Source organism: Nocardia sp. NPDC052112 (assembly GCF_040680135.1).
In the GTDB taxonomy this organism is placed as follows: Bacteria; Actinomycetota; Actinomycetes; order Mycobacteriales; family Mycobacteriaceae; genus Nocardia.
Genome location: NZ_JBFAWD010000021.1, coordinates 1 through 24621 on the forward strand (window position 1 = coordinate 1; position 24621 = coordinate 24621).

Genomic DNA, 24621 nt, shown 5'->3' on the forward strand with positions numbered 1-24621 from the left:
AGTGACCGGCACCCGACGTATACGCACCAGACGGGTGAGTCCCGCACCTACGGCGCATACGCTTCGACGACTCGGACACGAGACGGGCCGCGAACCTCGCTCGTAAGACTCGCTCCGTGGTGGTCACTGCTAGCGGAGTGACCGGCACCCGACGTATACGCACCAGACGGGTGAGTCCCGCACCTACGGCGCATACGCTTCGACGACTCGGACACGAGACGGGCCGCGAACGGTCGCTCGTAAGACTCGCTCCGTGCTGTCGCTCCGTGCGAATCGCTCGGCACTTGGTGTACACGCGCCGGATGGGTGAGTCTCGTGACTTCGTCGCATGGGCTTCGACGGCTCGGACGCGAGACGGGCGCGAACGTCGCTCATAAGACTCGCTCCGGTGTCGGAAAGTCTCGCCGTCAACTCGCGTCCGAAGAACTACGGCGCATGCGCTGCGGGGTGCTGGGTCGGCGCGGACGTATCGTCGAAGCATGGCTGTTGTGAAGATCAATGCGATCGAGGTTCCGGAAGGCGCGGGCCCCGAGTTGGAGAAGCGATTCGCCCATCGCGCCCATGCGGTCGAGGGCTCGCCGGGCTTCCTCGGCTTCCAGTTGTTGCGGCCGGTGGCCGGGGAGAACCGGTACTTCGTTGTCACCCAGTGGGATTCGGAGGAGTCGTTCGCCGCATGGCGGGACGGGCCCGCGCGGGAGGCGCACGCGGGCGAGCGGCAGAAGCCGGTGTCGACGGGTGCCTCGCTGCTGGAATTCGAGGTCGTACTCGACGTCGCGGCCGAGTCCGCTTCCTGAAACCGCTGGAAAGACGCGGCGCGCGACTCGCCCATCCCGGCCTGGGCAAGTCGCCCGCCGTATTGACGGCGAGTGCGACCGGATGTCACAGTTCGAATGACAAACGCGAGGGTGAAGCGGTAATTCGGTGAAATTCCGAAGCGGTCGCGCCACTGTGTTCTTGCACCGAGTCCTCGGTGCCGGAAAGCCAGACACCGGCACCTTCGTACCGAACAACTCACGGGACGCGCATCCCTAGGAGGACTCGAATGGCTATCGCGCATTCACCGAGTCGGGCAACTGATTCACTCGGCACACTGCTCATCGCAGTGGGCGTCGTTCTTCTCGCACTGCTCACGCTGTACCTGGTCGGCTTCGACCAGGGCGTCATCTCGCGCAGCGGGATGTACCTGCATGAGCTCATGCACGACGGACGTCACCTGCTCGGTGTGCCGTGCCACTGAATTCACCCACCCAGCCGACTCCGTCGGCTGCCGTCCCCCTGGACGGATCGCTCAAGACCCTGCTGCTCCGTGGCCTGCTGGCCGGTCTCATCGCCGGTCTGCTGGCCGCGACAGTGGGCTACTTCGTCGGCGAGCCCAAGATCGACGCCGCCATCTCCATCGAAGAAGCCGATACCGCCAAGGAACCGGCCGCCGAGCACGCCAACGAACCAGCCGGGCATACGCACGGTGACGAAGCAGAACCGCTGGTCAGTCGGTCCGGGCAGAAGTTCGGGCAGTTCCTCGCGCTCGGGCTCGCCGGGCTCGCGCTCGGCGCGATCTTCGCTTCGGTCGCGTATTTCGCACGCCGGTACACCACCTTGTCGGGGCCGAAGCTCGCACTCGGATTGGCGTTGGCCGGTTGGACCGCGATCGTGGCGGTGCCGTTCTTCAAGTACCCGGCCAATCCCCCCGCCGTCGGTGAACCGGACACCATCAACCAGCGCACCCTGCTGTGGTTGGCGGCAGTGCTACTCGGACTGGCTGCCGTCGGTATCGGGCTGTTCGTCTACAAACTGCTTGCCGCACAACTCGGTACGGTCCGCCTGATCGCCGGGGTCGGGGCATTCGTGCTCATTGTCGCGCTCGGGTACATCCTGCTGCCCGGCGTCAACGAGGTGAAGGACAACTTCCCGGCGGTGCTGCTGTGGCAGTTCCGTGCGACATCGCTCGGCGAGACGGCCACCCTGTGGGCCTGCCTCGGCCTCGGATTCGCCGCGCTTACCGAATTCGCCACGCGCGATAGCACTCCGGTACGAGAATCGGCCACTACCGCAGGCTGATCCGGAATTCGGATGGCGAAAGGCAGTGTCGGTCTCATGACCGGCACTGCCTTTTCCGTACGGCCACGAACCGACCCACCACGCTCGGTTTCCGTCGCATTCATCGGACTCGTCACAGCACTGCTCTGCGGTGTCGGCGAGGCCATTACCTACGCCGCCGGACAATTGGACCGGCCGGACGCCGATATCGGCTCGCTCGCAACAGGTCTGGCCATTCGCGGCGGCATCTATCTGGTGGTGCTCGGCGTCGCCGTCCGGATGGCGCGCGGTGCCCGCTGGGCCAGGACGGTGCTCACCTTCGGTATCGGCGTAATCGGTCTGGCCTCGCTGATCATCGGACCCCTGGCAGCCATATTGTCCGCCAAGCAAATCGGCGACCTATTCGATAATCTGACCGCGTCCGCCGTGATCACCGGCACCTTCCGCACCGGACACATCCTGGCCGTCCTCATCGCGATCCCCGCCATGTACCACCACAGCGCCCGCGCTTACTTCCGGCCCGCGAAACAGTTGGTTTCGCACAGATAGTGGCCATCTCGCATGGAGTTACTGCCAGCCGGGGCGGACCAATCCGGATTCGTAGGCCATCACCACGAGTTGGGTGCGGTCCCTGGCATCCAGTTTCATCAGGATGCGGCTGACGTGGGTGCGCGCGGTGGCGGGGCTCATGAAGAGGCGTTCGCCGATTTCGGCATTGGTGAGGCCCTCCGCGACCAGGGTCATTACCTCGCGCTCGCGGTCGGTGAGTTCGGTGAAGGCGGCCGGCGGGGGTTGTTTGGCGTGGGCGGAGAATTCGGCGATGAGGCGGCGGGTGACACCGGGCGAGAGCAGGGCGTCACCCGCGGCTACGACCCGGACGGCGCGCACGAGGTCGGCCGGTTCGGTGTGCTTGACCAGGAAACCCGTTGCACCCGAGCGCATTGCTTCGAAGACGTATTCGTCGAGTTCGAAAGTGGTCAGGACGACCACCTTCACATCGGCGAGCTTTGGATCCTCGGCGATCATTCTGGTGGCGGCGAGTCCGTCCAGGACGGGCATTCTGATATCCATCAGGACCACATCGGGGCTCAGACTGCGGGTCATACGGACGGCCTGTTCGCCGTTATCGGCCTCACCGACGACCTCGATGCCGTCCTGTGCGTCGAGCAGTGCGACGAAACCGCCGCGCACCAGGGCCTGATCGTCGGCAACCAGCACCCGAACCGGCCCACCCGTCTCCCGACCGCCTATCGAATCGCCCCGGAATCCTGCGTTCATCGCGCCTCCTCCTGAGTCCCCACCTGGGACGGCAGCCGTGCCACCACGCGGAATCCGCCACTGGGCCGCGGACCGGCGATGAGCTGGCCGCCGAGGGCGTGTGCGCGCTCGCGCATGCCGAGAATCCCGTTGCCGCCGCTCGGTCCGGACTTCGTTTGCGTGCCGGTGGCGCGCGCATTGTCGATGGTGATCTCGACCGAATCGGCGGCATACCGGATGGTCACCGCGGCCTGCGCGCCGGGCGCGTGGCGAACCACATTGGTCAGCGACTCCTGGATGATGCGGGCCGCCGCCACATCGACAACGCTGGGCAGCTTGTGCGCGGTGCCGATAATGCGGGTGTCGACCGTCAGACCGGCCGCGCGGGTGCGCTGCAGCAGTGTGTCCAGGTCCGCGATGCTCGGGGCCGGGCTTCGCGGGGCGGGCGGGCGGGCCTCGGCGTCGCGGGCAGCCGAATTGTCTTGGGCCCGTTCGGATTCACCGCGGGCGGGCACGGATTCAGCAACCGGCTCGACAGCGGTGTCTGCCGCACCGGTCGTGGGGCTGCCGCTGCGGATCGCGAGCAGCAAAGTGTGCACCTCGGCCAACGCATCCTTACTCGCCGTTTTGATGGCCGCGAGCGCCGATTCGGCCTGTTCCGGCTTCTTGTCGAACAGCTCCAGCGCCACCGAGGACTGCACATTGATCAGTGAAAGGCTATGTGCCAGTACATCGTGCAGTTCGCGTGCGATGGCGAGCCGTTCCTCACTGGCCCGCCGTTCCCGCTGCGCCTCCTCATCGCGGCGCGCTGCCTCGGCACGCTGTCTGCGCGCCACCAGCACCGCCTTGCGCTGGCGAATCCCCTCGGCGATCGCAACCAGCACACCCAGCCAGGCGATCATGCCGAATGCCAGCCACGGATCGGCCGGATGCCCGACTATCGCGGGCAGCGGCCAGACCAGTGCGAGATAGCCGATCGGGACAAGCGGATATGTCCACCAGCGTGATCCGACGATCGCGGCGCTGATGAAGGCGATCACCAGCGAGATGAAAATCGGGCCGTAGCCATAGCCGCGCAGCAGGTACACCGCGCAGGACGCGATCGTCACGAGCAGTGCGGGCCGCGGGTAGGACCGGCGTAGCAGCAGTGCCACCGGTCCGATGAGCAACAGCACGTAGCCGAACGCGTCGAGCGAGTGCACTCCGGTCTGGCGCAGGTTGGCATTGCGTCCCCCGCCGACCTGGATCACCGCGACGACGAGCGCGAGCACCCAGTCCTGAACCACTGGGCCACGTTTCGATTCCCCTGGCGCTGTCACACTTGCAGCCTATTAGCCCGAACGCGCCAGGACGTCCGCCGCGCTACGTATGCTCGCCCACCTCCCCGCAATATTCTGCGGTCTTCGGTCCCGCGATGGTCACGTCGCGACCGTCGGTCGAGGTTTCGGGCCTTCCCGACGACTCACCATGGGCTTGCGAAATCAGTCGCAGCGACCGCTGTCGCGGTGCTTCGTAGGCCGCTGTACGTATGTCGAACGTCGCCCCGCGGCGGATGTGTCACTCCTGGTCGGGGCGGATTCTCGGTGCATGACAGATTCCATCGTGGTCACCGCAGGGCTGACCAAACGCTACGGCACCCACACCGCCGTCGACGGCGTGCACATGAATGTCGCGCCCGGCGAGATCTACGGCTTCCTCGGCCCGAACGGCGCTGGTAAGACGACCACGCTGCGAATGCTGGTCGGTTTGATCCGCCCCACCGCGGGCACCGCCACCGTGCTCGGCCGAACCCCGGGCGATCCGGCCGTGGTCCGCCGCATCGGCGTCCTCATCGAGGGGCCGGGCTTCTACCCGTACCTCACCGGCCGCGACAACCTGCGAGTGCTCGCGAAATACCGCGGCCTCGAGCTTGCCGATGTGACGGACGCACTCGACCGCGTCGGCCTCACCGATCGCGCCGACGACAAATTCCGTACGTACTCCCTCGGCATGAAGCAGCGCCTCGGTGTCGGTGCGGCCCTGCTCGGTCGTCCGGACTTGCTGATCCTGGACGAGCCGACCAATGGCCTCGACCCGCAGGGCATGGCCGAAATGCGACAGCTCATCACGGCTCTCGCCCGTGATGGTCATACCGTGCTGCTGTCCAGCCACATGCTCAGCGAGGTACAGGAGATCTGCGACCGCGTCGGCGTGATCTCCGGCGGGAAGCTGCTCACCGAAGCCACGGTCGCCGAATTGCGCGGCGCCTCCTCGCTTTTGCTGCGGGCCGAACCGCTGGAGGTGGCATTTCCCGCGGTGCGCCGGGCGGTCGGCGAGCGCTCGGCCATGTTGACCGCGGGCGGAATTCGGATCGAGGCCGGCGCGGGCAGCGCCCCGCTGGTCGCACGTGCCGTCGTCGAATCGGGCGCGGATCTGCTGGAACTGCGGACCGATGAAAAGTCCCTGGAAGAAGTGTTCTTCGAAATGACCCGATTGGAGCCCGCGAAATGAACGGACAGGCAATGCAAGACCTGATGGCGAGCACGAAAGCGGAACTGCTGCGACTGCGGAAGTGGCCCGCATTCTGGATCATTCTCGGCACCTGGATTCTGCTGAATCTCACCTTCGCCTACCTGTTCAACTACCTCGCCTACTCCTCCGGCGATATGAAGACGATGTCGAACGGCGTACCCAAAGACGTACTGCTGCAGCAGATGTTGCCCGCGGCCGTCCCGGAGGTTTTCACCCAGGGCATGGCAATGTTCGGTGGTGCGCTGATGCTCATCCTCGGTGCATTGACCATCGGTAGCGGATACGGCTGGGGCACCTGGAAAACCGTGCTCACCCAGGGGCCATCGCGGACCAATGCCGTCGGCGGTGTGCTGATCGGCCTGGCGCTCACGGTTGTCGGGCTGGTGTGCGTCGCGTTCGTGGTGGATATCGCGGTTGCCTCGATTATCGCGACGATTCAAGCGCAGTCGCTCGCACTCCCCGGCCTTGGTCAGGCCGTGAACGGAATCATCACCGGCACCGCGATTCTCGGAATGTGGACGCTGGCGGGCGCACTGATCGGTGCGATCGCGCGCGGTCCGGCGCTGGCCGTCGGACTCGGCCTGGTGTGGGTGCTGGTTGTGGAGAATCTGCTGCGCGGTGTCGCGGCGATCTTCAGCCCGATCAAGGTGCTCGCCGATCATCTGCCCGGTACGGCAGCGGGTTCGCTGGCCGGCGCGATGCGGACCGTCGCGGGGCCGTCGACGCCAGGTGTGCTCGACATCCTGTCGCGGACCCAGTCGCTCATCGCGTTGGTGGCCTACGTCGCGCTCTTTGCGGCGGCCACGATCCGGCTGGTTCAGCGGCGCGATATGGCTTGATCCGGCGAGCACCGAAAACCGTTGGCGGACACCAGTTCGTCAGCGGTTTCGGGGCATTCGAGGCCGATGTTCGGACAGCAGGGAACGAGCCAGTTCCGCCAGTGCCGCCGCGATCTGCGCGGAGGTGAGACCCCGGGCCCGCTGATGCCGGTACACCTCGGCGGACAACGGCGCGAGCAGGGAATCGACCATGGCATCCGGTTCCCGATTGCCAGCGGCCACCAGCAGTGACCGGACGTGCAGGAACCAGAAACCGTACGCACCGGTCGCGAACCGCGCGCCGCCGGTCTCCGCGCCGAGCACCAAATCCGCATGCCCGTCCAATAATTCGACCATGGCGGCATAGAAGGCCGCGAGCCGTTCGGCGGGTGGTGCGCCGGGGCCGAGTGGCGGTTCGCCGCGCAATAACCGTTCCTGCAGTGCGCGTTCGTGTTCGTCGAGTAGTGCGACGGCGATCGCGTTCTTATCCGGATAGCGGCGATACAGCGTGCCGCGCCCGACCCCCGCTGCCCTGGCGATGTCGTCCATCGTGACGGTGCGCGGATCCCGCGATGCGAACAGTTCGGCAGCCGCGGCAAGCACCTTGGCCCGGTTGCGCGCCGCGTCCGCGCGCTCGGTCGGCACCGCGGACTCCGCCGTCGAATGCCCGCCGAGCAGGTCCATATCGCTGTTCATGACCCCGACTGTACGCGACTTCCCGGATAATTGGACATAGCGTCCAGTTGTCGGTACCATATCAAACGGACACAGTGTCCAGTTATCTCGCCCAACAGCAGAAGAGACCGATCATGACCACGTTGTTGCATCTCGATGCCAGCGCCCGACGGCGCTCCATCAGCCGGGAACTGAGCGCGGCATTCGCCGAGGCCTGGCGCGCCCAGAAGCCAGACGGCGGATACAGCTATCGCGACCTCGCGGCCGAGCCCGTGCCCTGCATCGACGAGGCATGGACCGAACTGTGCGACACCGTGCTCACCCAACCCGGCACCGACCTGGATCGCCTCGCCGAACTGGTCCGCACGCCGGGGCAAGCCGCCGCGTGGGCGATCGTGGAGCCGCTACTGACCGAGCTCCTCGCCGCCGACGTGATTCTGATCGGCACCCCGATGTACAACTACTCGATCCCGGCCGCACTCAAGGCGTGGCTCGATCAGGTGACCTTCCCGCGCATGTCCCTGGGCGACAGGCGATTCGTCGTCTGCTCCGCGCGCGGCGGGGCCTATTCACCTGGGGCCACGAAGGCCGCCTTCGACTATCAAGAGCGTTATCTCCGCGATTTCTTCGCGGGCCATTTCGCCGTAACCGACACCGTTTTCGTCAGTGCGGAACTCGCCAACTCGAAGCAGGACCCGGCACTTGCGCAGCTGCGCGCCAGGCATGACGAGTCCTATTCGGCCGCAATGAAGTCCGCGCGCGAGCTGGCGATGGGGTACTGATGAATTGGCTCGTTCTCGGTGTCGCCGGGCTGGTGGAGATCATCTGGTCGCAGAGCATCAAGCCGACGGAGAATTTCACCCGCCTCGTCCCGACCGTCATCTGCTTCGTCCTCGGCGCGGTCGCGGTGTATCTGCTGTCGCGCGCCATGCAGACCCTGCCGGTCGGCACGGCCTACGCGGTCTTCACCGGCATCGGCGCGGTCGGCGCGATCAGCCTCGGTGTCGTGATCAACAAGGATCCGATGAGCGTCGGACGGTTGCTGGCGCTGTCGCTGATTCTCGGCGGCATCGTACTGGCGCGCGTCACCAATCCGGAGTGAGCCGTAGTCAGCTGCACGTCTCGCGGATAAGCACGCACGCTGACCGCGCCGCCACCGACGCGGTATCGGGCCTGGACCGAGCGGTTCGACCACTGGTTCGCGGCCCCGGTTCGGTCCGCATGCGACCGGCCGTGAACGAGCCGTCCTTCTTCGAGACCGACTATCAGGGCATGCGCAGTCCGCACTACCGACGGTTTCTCCGGCTGATCCCGGCTCGGCTGGTCGGGCTGACCTGGGTGACCGGCGCGGGCGGCACCGAGGGTGTGGAAGCGAGGTGACGGTCGAACCTGCGCCGACCGACTCCGGTACGCGACTTCGCCGGGCGCACGCGGGTTTTGCCGATGAAGCGGGCCGTGATCGGCATTCACGGACCTGGCCGCTGGTGCTCGAACAGCTCGATCAGCGCACGACCGAACCCACTCGAGCCGTTGTCCGCCGGGGCGCTCGATTCGGCTGCCGCCTGCGCACGCGTCACGGGGACGGCGGGGGTAGGTTCGACTGCGAATTGTGAATCACACATCTTCGAAAGGACCGTGATGCCCACACGTACCGCGCGCACCGCTTGGACCGGTGGCCTCCAGGACGGCTCCGGCCAGGTCGAGCTGGCCAGTTCCGGTGTCGGCAAGTACGACGTCTCCTTCCCCAAGCGCGCCGCCGACGATGCCGACGGCACCACCAGCCCCGAGGAACTGATCGCGGCGGCACATTCCTCCTGCTTCGCCATGGCCCTCTCGGCCCAGATCGGCAATGCCGGTGGCACGCCAGAGAGCCTGGATGTCACCGCCGATGTAACCCTCGGCCCGGATCCGGACGGCGGCTTCCGCATCAGCGCCATCGAACTCACCGTCCGCGGCAGGGTCTCCGGCCTCGATGCGGACGGCTTCGCCGCCGCGGCGGCCGCCGCCAAGGCGGGCTGCCCGGTCAGCAAGGCCCTCGCCGGAGTGGACAACATCACCCTCGACGCCGCCCTCGCCTGACTTCCCGGCTCCTCGCGCAGCGGGTGCGAGGAGCCCAGTGGTCATGCGAGCTACGCGCACAGACGTACGGCGAATATCGTCGGCAGGCCGATGTCCAGGTGGGGGTGTCGGGCGCAGGGTTGGGACATGAACATTTTCACGCAACCCGTGGCCATGACCTTTCTGGCCGATCACTATGACGGCGGGTGGCACCCCTGGCCGTTCTTCTGGATCTTCCCAATGCTGTTCTGGGCCACCGTCATTGTCGTCTTCGTATTCGCGCGGCGGCGGTTCTGGGCGCACCAGAGCGGAATCGGCGCGCTGCGTACGGCATTCGCGCGCGGCGAGATCACCGAGGACCAATATCGGAGTCGACTGGCGGTGCTGCGCGAACGCGACGGTAAATCGCGCGGCGGCGCAGCTCCCACCACTTGAATCATTCGACGAAGGCGGTGCCCGCTATGAGCGGCGGGCACGTCGCCAGCAACGGCCACACTCCGACCACTGATCATTCGACCCGAATCACGGGAGACCCACACCATGAGCATGACCTTCGGAATCGTCATCACACCGCGATCGGGCACCGCATGGGCCCGCGCGGCACAGAACGCCGAGCAGCAGGGCTACCGAACGATCCTGCTGCCGGACACCCTGAACACCCCTTCGCCCTTCCCGACACTCGCGGCCGCCGCCGCGGTGACCAGCACCGTCCGGCTGCGCCCGAACGTACTCGCCGCTCCGCTGCGAAATCCGGCCGCCACCGTGCGGGAAACCGCCGCACTGCAACTGCTTTCGGACGGACGATTCGAACTCGGCATCGGTTCGGGGCGTCCCGATGCGAGTACCGAGGCCGAACGGCTCGGCATGTCTTGGGGTTCGGCGGCCCAGCGGCGCGAGCAACTCATCGCCGCCGCGGATGCCGTTCGGACACAGGTCGATCCGGCGCCGCCGATCGTCGTTGCCGCGAACGGACCTCGAATGCTCACTGTCGCAGCGGGTTTAGCCGATCGAGTGCTGCTGGCCGCCGGACCGGAGGCGACCGAGGCCGATCTCGCCGAAATGGTCCGGATCGTGCGCGACAATACCGATCGCGACGTGCGTTTCACCCATCAACTGGTCGGCATCGGTGACGAACTGCCGTTCTGGCTGAGCAAGCGGCTCGGACTCACCGCGGACGGACTGCGCGCGGCCGGATCGGCGGGTGTACTCGACGGCGATCCGGCCGCCGTCGCCGAGGTACTCGAATACCGCAGGGAGAAATATGGGATCGATGAACTGATCGTCCCTGGTGAACTGGCCGACGCCTTCGCCCTGACACTCGACCGGTTCACCGCTACCTGAGACTGCGTACCCGGCACGGCATGCCCGCAGGTTGCACACGCGGGCCGCGGCCCGCGCCACCAGCCCCAGGTTGTAAGCCACCGGCCCACACCCCTCAGGCCGCACACGCCCAGACGCCGCGGTCGCATTCCACGCGACCGCGGCGTTGTGCTGGTGCGCGCCTCGATCGATCAGCCCACCCCGACCCCAGCCTGTCTGCGAAGAAATTACCGGCGTCCGAATTCGCCGCCCGCCGTTCGGCACCGGCGAATCCAGCCACAGCCCGCCCGGCCGCTCGTGCTCGGAATGGGCAGCAAGTTCGGTGCAGACGTCGATGGCGAGTTGCCCTACCACGCCAATGGCGCGCGGTAGAGCCGCGCGGCTGCAAGCTCGGCGGCGACACGCACCAACCGACTACTGCCCGTCCGGATTCGCGGCCCGCCGTTCTGCGTCGGTGAAACCTTCCACAGCCTGTCCGGGCGCGGCCATACTGCGCCGCGCCGAATACGCCGCCGCCGAGGCGAATACTCCGGCGGCACCCGCCGGCGTCGCACCGTAGGTGAGCGAGCGACGCGGATCGAATCCCAACTTGGATCCGACCGCCACCGCATCCATATTCGCGCCGAGGAACACGAAATCCCAGGAGTACACCTCCTGTTGCTGCGTGATCAGCGCCCGCACCGCGGCATGGGTCCATTCCCGACTGGAATTCTCGTGACCATCGGTGAGCACCACGACGATCACCGTGCCCGGTCGCTCATGTTCGGGCCGGGCCGCGAGCTCCCGCCCGACATCGGTGACCAACCGCCCCACCGCGTCGTACAGCGCAGTACCGCCGCGTGGCGCCAGGCTCAGCGCCGGCACCTCGGCGATCGGCCGATTCGCATAGACCAGCTCGTATTCGGTATCGAACTGCGCCAGCGTCACCAGCGTCGTCTTCGGTACCTTGCGCTGTTCTTCGATGTACGCATCGAAGCCGCCCTCGGTATCGGTCTTGATCGCCTGCATGGAACCCGACCGATCCAGCAGCACCGCGATCAATGTCAGATCTGAATTTGTCACCTAGCACCCCCGTGATAGTTGTCCGATTGACCGCTCCCCACGGTACGCCGCCGCTCGCACGTGCGAATTCCACAAAAATGCCGCCCACCGGAAGTCCGGTGGGCGGCATTTCCAGCCGTTGAGTCTTAGTCGCCGGCGGCCTCGGCCACGGTGCCTTCGCCCGCACCCGTGAGCACGACCTCCGGCTTCTCCTCGGTCGCGGGCTTCTTGGTCAGTTTCGCCTTGCCGGTGAAGGTGAACTTGGCATTCTCGCCGGAGCCCTCGCCGTCCCAGCCCTCGACATCGACCACGATGGTCTGTCCCGGACCGATCTCGCCGAAGAGAATCTTCTCCGAGAGCTGGTCCTCGATCTCGCGCTGGATGGTCCGACGCAGCGGCCGGGCGCCGAGCACCGGATCGAAGCCGCGCTTGGCCAGCAGGGCCTTACCCCGCTCGGACAGCTCGATCTCCATATCCTTGTTCTTCAGCTGCGTGGCGACGCGGCCGATCATCAGATCCACCATCTCCACGATCTGGTCCGTGGTCAGCTGGTGGAAGACGATCACGTCGTCGATGCGGTTGAGGAACTCGGGCCGGAAGTGCTTCTTCAGCTCGTCGTTGACCTTGAGCTTCATCCGCTCGTAGTTCGAACCCTCGGCATTGGACTGGGTGAAGCCCAGGCCGACCGCCTTGGAGATATCCGAGGTACCCAGATTCGAGGTGAAGATCAGCACGGTGTTCTTGAAGTCGACCGTACGACCCTGGCCGTCGGTGAGGCGACCGTCCTCGAGGACCTGCAACAGGGTGTTGTAGATCTCCTGATGTGCCTTTTCGATCTCGTCGAACAAAACGACCGAGAACGGCTTGCGGCGCACCTTCTCGGTGAGCTGGCCGCCCTCTTCGTAGCCCACGTACCCGGGCGGGGCACCGAAGAGCCGCGATGCGGTGAAGCGGTCGTGGAACTCGCCCATATCGATCTGGATCAGCGCGTCGTCGTCGCCGAACAGGAAGTTCGCCAGCGCCTTGGACAGCTCGGTCTTACCGACACCGGACGGACCGGCGAAGATGAACGAGCCCGAGGGGCGCTTCGGATCCTTCAGACCGGCGCGAGTACGGCGGATCGCCTTCGACACGGCCTTGACCGCATCCTCCTGGCCGATGATCCGCTTGTGCAGCTCGTCCTCCATGCGGAGCAGACGGGTGGTCTCCTCCTCGGTGAGCTTGAACACCGGAATGCCGGTCCAGTTGGCCAGCACCTCGGCGATCTGCTCGTCGTCGACCTCGGCCACGACATCAAGATCACCGGAGCGCCACTGCTTTTCGCGCTCGGCACGCTTGGCGACCAGCTGCTTTTCCTTATCGCGCAGCCGCGCCGCCTTCTCGAAGTCCTGCGCGTCGATGGCGCTTTCCTTCTCCCGACGCGCATCGGCGATCTTGTCGTCGAATTCGCGCAGGTCCGGCGGGGCGGTCATGCGACGGATACGCATGCGCGCACCGGCCTCGTCGATCAGGTCGATCGCCTTGTCCGGCAGGAACCGGTCGTTGATGTAGCGGTCGGCCAGCGTCGCGGCGGCAACCAGCGCGCCATCGGTGATCGAGACCCGGTGGTGCGCCTCGTAGCGGTCGCGCAGACCCTTGAGGATATTGATGGTGTGCTCGACCGTCGGCTCGCCGACCTGCACCGGCTGGAACCGGCGCTCCAGGGCGGCGTCCTTCTCGATGTACTTGCGGTACTCGTCGAGGGTGGTCGCACCGATGGTCTGCAGCTCGCCACGGGCCAGCTTCGGCTTCAGGATCGATGCGGCGTCGATCGCGCCCTCGGCGGCACCCGCGCCGACGAGCGTGTGCAGCTCGTCGATGAACAGGATGATGTCGCCGCGGGTGTTGATCTCCTTGAGCACCTTCTTCAGGCGCTCTTCGAAGTCACCCCGGTAGCGGCTGCCCGCGACCAGGGAACCCAGGTCGAGGGTGTAGAGCTGCTTATCCTTCAGCGTCTCCGGGACCTCACCGTTGACGATGGCCTGCGCCAGGCCCTCGACCACGGCGGTCTTACCGACACCGGGCTCGCCGATGAGGACCGGGTTGTTCTTGGTGCGCCGGCTCAGCACCTGCATGACGCGCTCGATCTCCTTCGAGCGGCCGATGACCGGGTCGAGCTTGCCCTCGAGGGCGGCCTGGGTCAGGTTGCGACCGAACTGGTCGAGCACCAGCGAGGTGGACGGCGTCCCGGCCTCGCCACGCGAACCGGATTCCACCGGCTCCTTGCCCTGATATCCGGACAGCAGCTGGATGACCTGCTGACGCACCCGGTTGAGATCGGCACCCAACTTCACCAGCACCTGCGCCGCGACACCCTCACCTTCACGGATCAGGCCGAGCAGAATGTGCTCGGTGCCGATGTAGTTGTGGCCGAGCTGCAGCGCCTCGCGCAGGCTCAGCTCCAGCACCTTCTTGGCACGCGGGGTGAACGGGATGTGACCGGACGGGGCCTGCTGGCCCTGGCCGATGATCTCCTCCACCTGGCTGCGCACACCCTCCAGCGAAATACCAAGGGATTCCAGCGACTTCGCCGCTACGCCCTCGCCCTCGTGGATCAACCCAAGCAGGATGTGCTCGGTGCCGATGTAGTTGTGGTTGAGCATCCGGGCCTCTTCTTGGGCCAGGACAACGACGCGCCTCGCGCGGTCGGTGAACCTCTCGAACATCGCTCCCTCACTCTCCTGCTCCGACATTCTGGCGTCCGACGCTTCTTTGGCGTCAGCCTGCCATGAAGCCCGGGGGTTGCGGCCCCGGCCTCCACTCTAGTTGGCAGGGGATTAAGCCGCCTCCAGTCCACCCTATTGGGGACCGGCGACAACACGGTCATTCACTCATAACGTGCTAGTTGCGGGATACGTTTCCGCTCAGGTTTTGCCCTCAGCGAAATCGTCGATCGCGGCTTCCCAGCCGTGGTGTTACCCGGTGAACGGCGGGACGAACTCGCACGGCACCTCCCGCGCATGCGCCGGATCGAGGGCATTCAGGACGAAGCGGGCGGTGCGGGGACTGCCCGCCATCGCCAGATGTTCGGAGAAGTCCGAACCGCAGCCGTCCTGGACCACGATATTCGTCGTGTTCGGCCCGGGGACGAAGCCGGAGTCGTACGGGACGACGATCTCGTCGAGAGAGGTCATGATGTTGGTGTAGGTGATGCCGGGAACGTAGACGCCGTCGCTGTTCAGATCCCGCAGGAAGGTCGAGTCGCGAAATAGCTCGGTGCAGGCCTGGCACAGCGAACCCGTCGCCGCCTGGAAGTAGGGCCCGGCGCCGAGCCGGTCGGCGAAGGCTGCCACGTCCGCGCCGCCGCCCGCATTGGAACCGCGCCAGGCCGGTGCGATCGATACATATTTATCGATCTTGTCCGCACCGCCCAGCCGTTTGGCGTAGTAGTTCGGCATCAGTGTGCCCTGCGAATGTCCCACCACATCGACCTTGCTCGCCCCGGTGGCGGCGAGCACCCGATCCACGAACGCAGCGAACTGCACCGCACTCTGTTCGATCGGCAGCATCCCACCCACCGCGGAGATCGGCCACGGCAGCTCGTAGGCGCCATAGGTCAGCGCGAAGACGCAATAACCTTCGTTCGCGAGCAGCGGCGCGTAGAGCCCCCAGTTCGTCTGCGCCCCGCCACCGGTTCCGTGCGCGAGCACCACCGGATTCGGATGCGCCGCACTGGGCCGACACGTCCAATCATTCGAACCCGGCAACGAGCCACCATGATTCACCAGCTCATTCGGAATCCCCGCGAAGAAGTTGTAGTCGACCGGATACTCGGCCTGCGCGGTACCACTCGCACCGATCCACAGCACGGTCAGCACGGCAATGACGAGCGCGGCTCCGGGAACACGCCGCATGGCGACCTCCAAAATCTAAAACGTGTTCCAGAACGTAGCGCAACTTATCGTCACCCGGCGGGGAGTTCGCGCAAGTCCGCGCGCGAATCTCGGTCCCCTCCCGATGCTCACCAGCTAGCGGCCGTCAGCGTTGCGGCGGTGTTCGTACAGCGCGAGTTACCGGCGTCGATCCAGAAGGCGTACGGCATCGAAATCGCCTACTTCGCCCGGCTCGGTCGCCGCCCGCCGAGCGGCACGCATTTCGGCAGGTAGTACCGCGCAGATGAGTGCGCGATGGCCGTCCCGGTCGCGCGGCACGACGGGCATCGAGCGTCCGATACCAACGCTCCTCGGACACACCTTTTCGGCCCGCATACGGCCTGTCAGGCGCTTTCCCGTCGCTGCTGCGGCACTCGCCCGGCGCGATCGACCCGCACTGGAGAATGCGACGTGCCCGCCATGTAAGTCTCCGCGAGAATGTGCTCCGCCCTGTCGGATTCGGAGTTCGCATACAAAATCGCCGTCGGCGGGCCGATCGCTGATCGGCCCGCCGACGGCGGCAGTAATGCGGTTGGTTCCTAAGCGAGGGAATGCGTACCTGTCGGCTGCGCGCCGGAGTGCCCAAATCCGTAGGGCTGGGCCATGATCGACGCCCGGTACGGCTGAGCGACGGTCTGCGGACCGACGCTCGGCACCGGCTGGGCCTGCGAAGCCTGCTGTGCGTCAACGAAACCCGCAGCCTGTGTGCGGCCGTGCTGGATGCCCGCCACGAACAGTGCGCCGGTCAGCACCAGGAAGGCCAGGGTGTGCAGGATCGCGCGGAGGATATTCCAACGGACCCAAGCGGATTCGAAATCGGCGCGCACCTTTGCCAGATCACCGATCCGCGCCGGATCACCCGCGGCCGCCAGCTGATCGTTCAGCGGAACATTCAAGCCGGAGGTGACCGCGAAGGCAATCACATTCAGCGCCAAGGCCACACCGAGCCAAATCAAGATGGTGCGATGTTCCTTACCCAGGTGCAGCGCCGCCGCGAGGAGGGTGAAGCCCACGGTGCCGAGGAAGCCGATCATGAACCATGGATTGATGATGACGACATTGATCTTCTGCATCACATCGATCATCGCGCGATCGTCGGTGCGGTTCAGCGCGGGCATCACCGATATCGCGTAAGCGTAGAAAACGCCCGCGATCAAGCCGGTTGCGAGTGCGGCCGCCACCAGCGCGGCGAGTCGTAGCGCGAACATGAATTTCTCCTGCCTCGAAACCCGGACCTGGTCCGATTAACTCGGTCCGGCGATGTTTCAAGTACACCGCTGGCCGGCGCCGGCATCCATGGTTCAAGCGCTCGGCCACCTAAGCGAGCGTCCACGCGGCGTCACAAGTCTCGGTCGGAGATCAACCCACTCTGCATGGCCAAACCGGCCAGTCGGACTCTTTTCTGATTCTGCGGCAGATTTTCCACACCGAACTTGGCGAACAGTGCCCGCAGATGTGTCTTGATCGCATCGACGCTCAGGAACAATTCCTCGGCGATCTGTTGATTCGAAGCCGGAGTCGCGAAACCCGCACCGTTCTTATATGGACGGCACAGCGCGATCAGCACCGCGCGCTGCGTGTCGGTCAGCGAGCGCAGCGTGGGAATAGTGCCGGTCGAGGTTCGGGTCGCATCATCGACAACGCCACCGAAATCGTGGAACGAGACCAGGGAGGTGCCGACCCGGATCCGATCGCCGGCCATCAGCCGCCGCCGCCCGACCAGTCGCTCGCCGTTGACGAAGGTGCCGTTGCGGGACAGGCCGTCATCGACGATCGTCCAGTGTGCGCCGAGATATTCGACCGCCGCATGCAGCCGCGAGACCTCCGCGTCCCAGCGCAGCGCCAGATCGGCCTGCGGGGAACGCCCGATGGTGACGCGCTGCTGGTCCGGGGTGAGCATGAACTCCTGCTGCCGACCCGAGTCATCAGTGAATCGCAAAAGCGATCCGACGAAACCAGTCACTGCGCCGATACCTCAACTCTCCATACCGCCAGTGACGCTCTTCGCACAGTTCCATGGTGCCGCGTCCTGGGACCGCGAGCAAGATCGAGTCGACTCCTGACCTTCCTCATATCGAAGACGTATCACAGAAGACGTATCACAAACGAGCCGCCGCCCAGGCGTCGCACGATTCGCCAGGGCAGCGGCCCCAATTAAATAAGAACTCAGCCCTTCGCGGCCTTGTTGTAAGCCTCGGTGATGTCGGCCGAGATACGCCCACGCGCGGACACCTTGTGTCCATTCCGACGCGCCCAATCGCGAATTGCCGCACTTTGTTCACGATCGATCGAGACCCGACTCTTCGGACCACCGGGAGCAGCGGCCGCGGCCTTGACCCGCCGCCGACCACTCACGCGCCGAGCACTCGAAACCCACTCTTCCAAACCGTCGCGCAGCTTCGCCGCATTTGCCGACGACAGGTCGATCTCGTACGACACACCGTCGATCGCAAACTCAATGGTCTCGTCCGCGATGGACTCACCATCGACATCGTCGATCAGGCTAACGGTGACCTTCTTTGCCATGAGATGAACGTCCTCTCGAAATCGTGCGACCCGCATACTAGGCCGATTACCCGAGGCAAGAATACCCCGAATTCGAAAAATTCCAAGACGAGGGCCGAACTATGCAATCCGATCGTCAGCGCGTGACTGGACGCACAATTGGGAACAGTATCGTTTCCCGGATTCCCAATCCCGTGAGTGCCATCAACAAGCGATCGATTCCCATACCGGTACCCGTTGTCGGAGGCATGCCGTGCTCCATCGCCGCGAGGAAGTCCTCGTCGAGTGCCATCGCTTCGTCATCACCTTGTGCGGCAAGCCGCGCTTGATCCGCGAACCGCTCGCGCTGGATCACCGGATCGACCAACTCCGAATAGCCAGTTGCCAACTCGAAGCCGCGCACATAGAGGTCCCACTTCTCGGTAACTCCGGGCTTGCTGCGATGCTGTCTGGTCAGCGGTGATGTCTCCACCGGGAAGTCGCGCACGAAAGTCGGGGCGTAGAGCTTGTCACCGTACTGGTGTTCCCATAGTTCTTCGACCAGTTTGCCGTGGCCATAGCCCTTGTCCTCGGGAATTTCGAGTCCGACCCGATCGGCGAGTGCACGCAATTCCTCGATCGAAGTTTCCGGAGTCACCGATACACCCAGCGCATCCGACAGCGAAGGGTACATCTCGACCGTCGCCCACTCGCCACGGAGATCGTATTCGGTGCCATCCACAAGGGTTACCACCTGCGTGCCGAAGACCTCTTGGGCAACTTCCTGCACCAATTCCCGAACCATCCGCGCGGAGTCATCGTAGGTGCCGTATGCCTGATAGGTTTCCAGCATTGCGAACTCCGGCGAATGTGTGGAGTCCGCCCCCTCGTTACGGAAGTTCCGGTTGATCTCGAAGACCTGTTCCAGGCCGCCGACCACACATCGCTTGAGGAACAGCTCGGGCGCAATTCGCAGGTAGAGATCGATATCGAGGGCATTGGAATGGGTGACGAAGGGCCGCGCCGCCGCACCACCGTGCAGCGTCTGCAGCATCGGCGTCTCCACCTCGAGGAAACCCCGGCGCTCGAGCGCAGCGCGCAGCGCGCGCACCACCGCGACCCTGGTCCTGGCCATTTCCCTGGCCTCGGGACGCACGATCAGATCGACATAGCGCTGCCGTACCCGCGACTCCTCGTTCATCTCCTTGTGCGCCACCGGCAGCGGCCGCAGAGCCTTGGCCGACATGGCCCAGGAATCGGCCATGACACTCAATTCACCGGTCCGGGAGGAGATCACTTCGCCGTGCACGAATACGAAGTCTCCGAGGTCTACATCGGCCTTCCAGGCCGCGAGAGCGTCGGCTCCGACACCGTTGAGGCTGATCATCGCCTGCAGTTTGGTGCCGTCCCCCTCCTGCAGCGTCGCGAAACACAGCTTGCCGGTATTACGCAGGAAAATGACGCGCCCGACGACACCGACCTGCAGACCGGTCCGGGTGTCGGGCTCGAGCTCCGGATAGGCGGCCCGAATTTCGCCGAGAGTATGGGTGCGCGGCACCACGACCGGATAGGCCTCACCGCCCGAGGTGATCAACCGCTCGCGCTTCTCACGCCGAATCCGCATCTGCTCCGGAACGTCGTCCGCGGCGGGCGCGGGACGGTTGGCTTGCCCCGCAGGAACCGAACCCGCGGAGCGACCGGATGAAGGCGTGTTCGGGTTGCTCACGTTCAACAACACTAGCGGGCACCGGAAATCGATTTGCGGGCCGCCCGTGCACGACCGGCCGGAAACGAATCGGCGGCCGCCGGAACAGTCCGTGATGCCCTGTTTCGCGGCCTTCTCCGGCACCCCGAATAGCGGGCGTGCTCCGGCAGACATCTGAAAGCCAGTGCGCGCCCGTATGTTTCGAGATGGAAGTGGTTCGGCCCGAATTTACAGTGTTGCCAGCGCCTCGACCTCACGGGCGAAGTGCGGCGCCCGGACTCCGACACTGAGCAGACCGGCCGCCTTCAATGCCTGATAGCCACCGATCACATCGGTGGCCCGATGCAGACCGAGTTCCTGCAGTGCGGCCGCGGCGAGACTGGAGGTATAGCCCTCCGAGCACACGATGATCCATTCCACATCGTGATCGGTGGCCAGCGCCAGCCGGGCCGAACTCGAGGGATCCAGGCGCCATTCCAAGACATTGCGTTCGATCACCAGCGCGCCCGGTAGCGCGCCCTCACGTGCGCGCTGCGCCTGCGGCCGGATATCGACCAGAATCGCGCCCCGATCGAGCGCCTCCGGCGTTTTGAAGGCATAGATACGATTCAGGCGGGCCCGCGCGTTCTCGAGCATCTGATCGATGGTCAAACGGGTCATCACATATCACCTTCGGGCTGGTCGGTGAGAACGGTTCGGGAGCGCCGCAAGGTGCCGTGGCCGGTCACCTCGTAATAGGACATGGCGGTGAGCGGCGGTGAATAGGCGTGCACACTGAGCGTCGGATCGAGCGGCCCCGCGGATTCCACAGCGGCAGGTGCGCGCATCACATCGTGCACCCAGCCGATCGGGAACGAGGCCTGATCACCCGCGGTCAGGGTGCGTCGGCGCAGTTCCGTTCCGTTCCAGCGGAATTCCGATAGCGCACCGCTCAGCACGGTCAATGCGCCCAACGAGCCTGCGTGGTCGTGCAATTCGGTGGATTTGCCGGGAGTCCAGCTGATCAGCCAGACATCGACCTCGTCATCGGAAAGCAGCCGGGTGGCCCAGCGCTCATCGGTCGGCCAGATTCCGTTGGCGGGCAACAGATGGTCGTAACGCCCCGCGAGTACGTCTTCGGCTCCCTCGTCGGTCAGCCGGAGCAAATCGGCGGGACGCAGACGAGTGGGCAATGCGGAGGCGACGGCACGATCCAGCGGCGGAGTGGCCGACAGGGCACTACGTGCGGAATCGAGGGAAAGAACAGAAGAACGCATGAGCGAATCTCCAGGAGTATGTCAACGGTCGAGGGACTTGGTCCGCCTCGATCGGTCGAGGCAGGTCAGCCTCGACAACACTCCTGGGTGCGCACGCGGTAATACACGGATGCGAGTGTAGCAGTGCAAAAACCGGCGGCAAAGCGGCCGGTCATACGGTTGCACCCCGGGTGGGCGTATCAACCACCCTTACGCCGTTGATTGCGCTCGTAGACCAGGCGCAATCCGGTCAATGTGAGATGCGGCTCGTGGTGGTCGATGGTCTCCGATTCCGGCACGATCAACGGTGCGGTGTGGCCGGTCGCGACCACCGCGACATCGTCACCGGCGAATGCGTCGAATTCATCGCGAATCCGATCGATCAGGCCGTCCACCAAACCGGCGAAGCCGAATATCGCACCGGATTGGATGGCCTCGACGGTGTTCTTGCCGACCACCGAACGCGGCCGCGCCAACTCGACCCGGCGCAATGCGGCGCGCTCGATCAGCGCCTCGCTGGAGATCTCCACGCCCGGTGCGAGCACGCCGCCGAGAAACTCGCCCTTGGCCGACACCAGATCAACGGTGGTGGCCGTGCCGAAATCCACGACAATCGCGGCCGTGCCGAAACGATGATGTGCGGCAAGGGTGTTCACGATGCGATCCGCGCCGATTTCCTTGGGATTGTCGACAAGCAGCGGAATACCGGTTCGCACACCGGGTTCCACCACCACATGCGGTACCTGATCCCAATAGCGAGTGAGCATCGATCTGATCTCGCGCAGCACCGGCGGCACCGTGGACAATGCCGAAACTCCGACGATCTCCGCGACCTGCGCACCCACCAATCCGCGCACCTGCATGGCGAATTCGTCCGCGGTCAGCAGCGGATTGGTATGCATCCGCCAGTGCCGCGCCAACTTCGCATGACTACCACTGCCCGAGAACAATCCGAGCTCGATACTCGTATTACGGACATCAATGGCCAGCAGCATCAGACGGTGGTCAGTGAGCGCGGGGTGACCAGCCCGGAACCCTCCGGGGCGTGCGCCGGATCGGAACCGAGATCGGTCGCACGATTGTGCTCGTCGACGAAGACGACCTTCGGGGCGTACTCCTTCAGCTCGGCCTCGTCCATCAGGCCGTAGGCGATCAGGATGACCAGATCGCCGGGATGTACGAGATGGGCGGCGGCGCCGTTGATCCCGATGACACCCGAACCGCGCTCACCGGCGATCACATAGGTCTCGAGGCGGGCGCCGTTATCGATATCGACAATGCAGACCTGCTCACCCTCGAGCAGATCGGCGGCATCGAGCAGATCCTGGTCGATGGTCACCGAGCCGACATAGTGCAGATCGGCGTGGGTCACCGTGGCACGGTGGATCTTCGACTTCATCATGGTGCGCAACATCGTTGTCGCCCTTCCTAAATATTGGCCCTGGCAGGCTGGGAGTCGGTCGCGGCGGTGCGTGAATCGGGAAGTGTGGGGTGGCCACCATCGACCGGTGCGCCGAGCGCGACGGCCGCATTGTCGATCAGGCGGGTCGAGCCGACCCTGGCGGCGACGAGCAGTCGCGCATTGCCGTTCGCGGGCGCGGGGCCGAGTGTGGATGATCGCAATTCGAGGTAATCGACATCGACACCGGGGGTCGCGTCGAGCACCGCGCGGGCGGCCGCGAGCACGGCATCCGCACCGAGCGCACCCGCATGCCGACCAGCGGCCAGCGCCGCCGACAGCGCCAGCGCCGATTCCCGCTGTGCCACATCGAGATACCGATTACGGGAGGACAGCGCGAGGCCGTCTGGTTCGCGAACCGTCGGCAGCGGCACGATCTTCACATCCACATTCAGATCGCGCACCATCTGCCGGATCAGCGTGAGCTGCTGATAGTCCTTCTCGCCGAAGAACGCCTCGGTCGGGCGCGCGATATTCAGCAGCTTGGCGACCACGGTCAGCATGCCCGCGAAGTGCGTCGGGCGGCTGGCGCCTTCGAGTTCGGCGCCGATCGGGCCAGGATGCACGGTAGTGCGGGGGCCGTCCGGATACATATCCGACGCACTCGGCGCGAACACCAGCTCCACGCCTTCGTTGCGCAGCAATTCGACATCGGCATCGAGGGTGCGCGGATACTTGTCCAGATCCTCGTTCACACCGAATTGCAGCGGATTCACGAAGATCGAAACGATGACCACCTGATTCGTCCGCTTGGCCCGGCGCACGATCTCGAGGTGGCCCTCATGCAGTGCGCCCATGGTCGGCACCAGCCCGACCGTGCGCCCGACACCGCGCAGGGCCTTGGAGACCGCGGTGATCACCTCGGGATCGTGGTGCACGGTCAGCTCACCGCGCCGGTACGCGCCACGCAATTTCGGATCCATCATCGGCCTCCCTCCAGCAGCTCGATCAGAGCCGGATTGGTCTTGGCGCGCTCGGCGGTACGCAGCGACATGGCGCGATAGCCCGCGGCCAGCCGGACGTCGACCGCTTCCAGGGCGGTCAGATGTGCGGCAACGGCAGCCGTGTCGCCACGCGCAACCGGGCCGGTCAGCGCGGACTGGCCGCGGCGCAGGGCATTGTCGAGGGCGGCCGAGGCCAAGGGGGCGAGCAGCCGCTCGGCCAGACCGTTGGGTTGATCGTCGACGATCTGCTGGCCGAGCAGGCCGGGGCCCGCCAGCGCGGCGCGCAGTGCGTCGACCGCGTCCAGAACCACCGTGACCAGGTGATTGCTGCCGTGCGCGAGAGCGGCGTGATAGAGCTGGCGATTTTCTTCCTGGACCCGGACCGGCTCGCCGCCCATTTCGATCACCAGCGATTGCGCGATGGCGAAACCGATTTCGTCGGCGGCGGTAATGCCGAAGCACGCATTGCCGAGACGGGCGACATCCTCGTCGTGTCCGGTGAAAGTCATTGCCGGGTGAATGGCCAGCGGCAGAGCGCCGCGCTCGGCCAGTGGGGCCAGTACGCCGACGCCATTGGCGCCGGAAGTATGCGCGACTATGGTGCCGGGCCGGACCACACCCGCGGATGCGAGCCCGCGCACCAACCCGGGCAGTTCGGCGTCGGGCACGGCCAGCAGCAGCAGTTCGCTGCGTGCGGCCACATCCTCGACCGGCAGGACTTCGGATTCAGGTAGTCGAGTGCGGGCCCGGTGCACCGAGGCATCGGATATGGCGGCTACGCCGAATACCACGTGTCCGGCGCGTTCGAGGGCCGCGCCGAGTGCGGAGCCGACGCGTCCCGCCGAGACGATTCCCACCGTCAAGCGCGCAGGCGCGGGGTCACCCGAAGCAGCGTTGTCAGGGTTGACGCTTCTCGAGGTCAACATTGTCCTCTCGATATCGTTCCAGTCCCGGACAGCCGGGTACCAGACGTTGCGCACCGAGAATATCGGCCCATGGCTCGCCGATGCCACGGGGCATCCGCGTGATTTGTGTCTCGCGTCCGAGCCGCCGAGCCTCGCGCGCACGGAGCGTGCGCTTCGACGACTCCGGCCCGTCTCGCGAGCGGGTCGTCATAAGACAGCCGTGGTGGTCGGCGGTGCGGAATCGTCACCGCTGGACGCTCG

Annotated in this window: 28 protein-coding genes and 1 riboswitch; of the genes, 12 read left to right on the forward strand and 16 right to left on the reverse strand. The window is 65.4% G+C overall.

Annotated features, from left to right (window positions below; translation table 11 throughout):
• Positions 1–479: 479 nt before the first annotated feature.
• The 4 genes from mhuD (at position 480) to AB0L58_RS32085 (ending at position 2586) form a co-directional block, all read left to right on the forward strand.
• Entirely contained in the window at positions 480–794 is a 315-nt protein-coding gene (gene mhuD / locus AB0L58_RS32070; RefSeq protein WP_364392617.1) for a mycobilin-forming heme oxygenase MhuD, read from the forward strand.
• Positions 795–859: 65 nt separating this feature from the next.
• A riboswitch (cobalamin riboswitch) is annotated at positions 860–1012 on the forward strand.
• 30 nt (positions 1013–1042) lie between these two features.
• Entirely contained in the window at positions 1043–1237 is a 195-nt protein-coding gene (locus AB0L58_RS32075) for a CbtB-domain containing protein (protein WP_040686176.1), read from the forward strand.
• A 38-nt stretch (positions 1238–1275) separates the two neighbouring features.
• Entirely contained in the window at positions 1276–2058 is a 783-nt protein-coding gene (locus AB0L58_RS32080) for a CbtA family protein (RefSeq protein ID WP_364392858.1), read from the forward strand.
• 36 nt (positions 2059–2094) lie between these two features.
• A complete protein-coding gene (locus tag AB0L58_RS32085; RefSeq protein ID WP_364392619.1) occupies positions 2095–2586 on the forward strand; it encodes a hypothetical protein in 492 nt (163 codons plus the stop codon).
• Between the two features lie 18 nt (positions 2587–2604).
• On the opposite strand, the gene AB0L58_RS32090 is transcribed toward AB0L58_RS32085, so the two are convergent.
• Entirely contained in the window at positions 2605–3315 is a 711-nt protein-coding gene (locus AB0L58_RS32090; RefSeq protein ID WP_364392621.1) for a response regulator transcription factor, read from the reverse strand.
• The gene (locus AB0L58_RS32095) at positions 3312–4613 is read right to left on the reverse strand and encodes a histidine kinase (RefSeq protein ID WP_364392623.1); all 1302 of its coding nucleotides are present in this window, start codon (positions 4611–4613) and stop codon (positions 3312–3314) included. Before AB0L58_RS32095 ends, AB0L58_RS32090 begins: the two co-directional genes overlap by 4 nt.
• A 268-nt stretch (positions 4614–4881) precedes the next feature.
• On the opposite strand from AB0L58_RS32095, the gene AB0L58_RS32100 reads away from it, so the two are divergent.
• Both AB0L58_RS32100 and AB0L58_RS32105 read left to right on the forward strand, forming a co-directional pair.
• A complete protein-coding gene (locus AB0L58_RS32100) occupies positions 4882–5784 on the forward strand; it encodes an ABC transporter ATP-binding protein (RefSeq protein WP_364392625.1) in 903 nt (300 codons plus the stop codon).
• Positions 5781–6644: an ABC transporter permease gene (locus tag AB0L58_RS32105; RefSeq protein WP_364392627.1), complete on the forward strand. Its 864-nt coding sequence runs from the start codon at positions 5781–5783 to the stop codon at positions 6642–6644. Before AB0L58_RS32100 ends, AB0L58_RS32105 begins: the two co-directional genes overlap by 4 nt.
• Before the next feature lie 39 nt (positions 6645–6683).
• On the opposite strand, the gene AB0L58_RS32110 is transcribed toward AB0L58_RS32105, so the two are convergent.
• Positions 6684–7319: a helix-turn-helix domain-containing protein gene (locus AB0L58_RS32110; RefSeq protein ID WP_364392630.1), complete on the reverse strand. Its 636-nt coding sequence runs from the start codon at positions 7317–7319 to the stop codon at positions 6684–6686.
• A 113-nt stretch (positions 7320–7432) separates the two neighbouring features.
• Between AB0L58_RS32110 and AB0L58_RS32115 the strand changes: the two genes are divergently transcribed.
• From AB0L58_RS32115 to AB0L58_RS32140, 6 genes are all read left to right on the forward strand, one after another.
• The gene (locus tag AB0L58_RS32115; protein ID WP_364392632.1) at positions 7433–8080 is read left to right on the forward strand and encodes an NAD(P)H-dependent oxidoreductase; all 648 of its coding nucleotides are present in this window, start codon (positions 7433–7435) and stop codon (positions 8078–8080) included.
• Positions 8080–8400: a multidrug efflux SMR transporter gene (locus tag AB0L58_RS32120; protein WP_364392634.1), complete on the forward strand. Its 321-nt coding sequence runs from the start codon at positions 8080–8082 to the stop codon at positions 8398–8400. Before AB0L58_RS32115 ends, AB0L58_RS32120 begins: the two co-directional genes overlap by 1 nt.
• Positions 8397–8678, forward strand: a complete 282-nt coding sequence (locus tag AB0L58_RS32125) for a hypothetical protein (RefSeq protein WP_364392636.1) — start codon at positions 8397–8399, stop codon at positions 8676–8678. Before AB0L58_RS32120 ends, AB0L58_RS32125 begins: the two co-directional genes overlap by 4 nt.
• A gap of 258 nt (positions 8679–8936) precedes the next feature.
• The gene (locus AB0L58_RS32130; RefSeq protein ID WP_364392638.1) at positions 8937–9377 is read left to right on the forward strand and encodes an OsmC family peroxiredoxin; all 441 of its coding nucleotides are present in this window, start codon (positions 8937–8939) and stop codon (positions 9375–9377) included.
• Positions 9378–9503: 126 nt separating this feature from the next.
• On the forward strand, positions 9504–9791 hold the full coding sequence (locus AB0L58_RS32135) for an SHOCT domain-containing protein (RefSeq protein WP_364392641.1): 288 nt from the start codon (positions 9504–9506) through the stop codon (positions 9789–9791).
• A gap of 105 nt (positions 9792–9896) precedes the next feature.
• Positions 9897–10697, forward strand: a complete 801-nt coding sequence (locus tag AB0L58_RS32140) for an LLM class flavin-dependent oxidoreductase (RefSeq protein WP_364392643.1) — start codon at positions 9897–9899, stop codon at positions 10695–10697.
• A 393-nt stretch (positions 10698–11090) separates the two neighbouring features.
• Here AB0L58_RS32140 and AB0L58_RS32145 read toward each other — a convergent pair whose 3' ends face one another.
• The 13 genes from AB0L58_RS32145 to AB0L58_RS32205 form a co-directional block, all read right to left on the reverse strand.
• Positions 11091–11738: a vWA domain-containing protein gene (locus AB0L58_RS32145; RefSeq protein WP_364392645.1), complete on the reverse strand. Its 648-nt coding sequence runs from the start codon at positions 11736–11738 to the stop codon at positions 11091–11093.
• A gap of 125 nt (positions 11739–11863) precedes the next feature.
• Positions 11864–14422: an ATP-dependent Clp protease ATP-binding subunit gene (locus tag AB0L58_RS32150; RefSeq protein ID WP_364392647.1), complete on the reverse strand. Its 2559-nt coding sequence runs from the start codon at positions 14420–14422 to the stop codon at positions 11864–11866.
• A gap of 249 nt (positions 14423–14671) precedes the next feature.
• Positions 14672–15610: an alpha/beta fold hydrolase gene (locus AB0L58_RS32155; protein ID WP_364392649.1), complete on the reverse strand. Its 939-nt coding sequence runs from the start codon at positions 15608–15610 to the stop codon at positions 14672–14674.
• Between the two features lie 557 nt (positions 15611–16167).
• On the reverse strand, positions 16168–16836 hold the full coding sequence (locus AB0L58_RS32160) for an anthrone oxygenase family protein (protein ID WP_364392651.1): 669 nt from the start codon (positions 16834–16836) through the stop codon (positions 16168–16170).
• Between the two features lie 131 nt (positions 16837–16967).
• Entirely contained in the window at positions 16968–17528 is a 561-nt protein-coding gene (locus AB0L58_RS32165; RefSeq protein WP_364392862.1) for an FHA domain-containing protein, read from the reverse strand.
• Positions 17529–17794: 266 nt separating this feature from the next.
• Positions 17795–18154: an Lsr2 family protein gene (locus AB0L58_RS32170; RefSeq protein WP_364392867.1), complete on the reverse strand. Its 360-nt coding sequence runs from the start codon at positions 18152–18154 to the stop codon at positions 17795–17797.
• A gap of 115 nt (positions 18155–18269) precedes the next feature.
• Entirely contained in the window at positions 18270–19736 is a 1467-nt protein-coding gene (gene lysS, locus AB0L58_RS32175) for a lysine--tRNA ligase (RefSeq protein WP_364392868.1), read from the reverse strand.
• Between the two features lie 309 nt (positions 19737–20045).
• Complete coding sequence (locus AB0L58_RS32180) at positions 20046–20468, reverse strand: rhodanese-like domain-containing protein (RefSeq protein ID WP_364392871.1); 423 nt, start codon at positions 20466–20468, stop codon at positions 20046–20048.
• Between the two features lie 8 nt (positions 20469–20476).
• Positions 20477–21073, reverse strand: coding sequence for a cysteine dioxygenase family protein (locus tag AB0L58_RS32185; protein ID WP_364392653.1), 597 nt, complete (start codon positions 21071–21073; stop codon positions 20477–20479).
• Positions 21074–21252: 179 nt separating this feature from the next.
• Positions 21253–22047, reverse strand: coding sequence for a type III pantothenate kinase (locus AB0L58_RS32190; protein WP_364392656.1), 795 nt, complete (start codon positions 22045–22047; stop codon positions 21253–21255).
• Complete coding sequence (gene panD, locus AB0L58_RS32195) at positions 22047–22466, reverse strand: aspartate 1-decarboxylase (protein ID WP_364392658.1); 420 nt, start codon at positions 22464–22466, stop codon at positions 22047–22049. Before panD ends, AB0L58_RS32190 begins: the two co-directional genes overlap by 1 nt.
• 14 nt (positions 22467–22480) lie before the next feature.
• Positions 22481–23437, reverse strand: a complete 957-nt coding sequence (gene panC, locus AB0L58_RS32200) for a pantoate--beta-alanine ligase (RefSeq protein WP_364392660.1) — start codon at positions 23435–23437, stop codon at positions 22481–22483.
• On the reverse strand, positions 23434–24381 hold the full coding sequence (locus AB0L58_RS32205) for a DUF2520 domain-containing protein (protein WP_364392662.1): 948 nt from the start codon (positions 24379–24381) through the stop codon (positions 23434–23436). The genes panC and AB0L58_RS32205 overlap by 4 nt, the downstream gene beginning before the upstream one ends.
• Between the last annotated feature and the right edge of the window lie 240 nt (positions 24382–24621).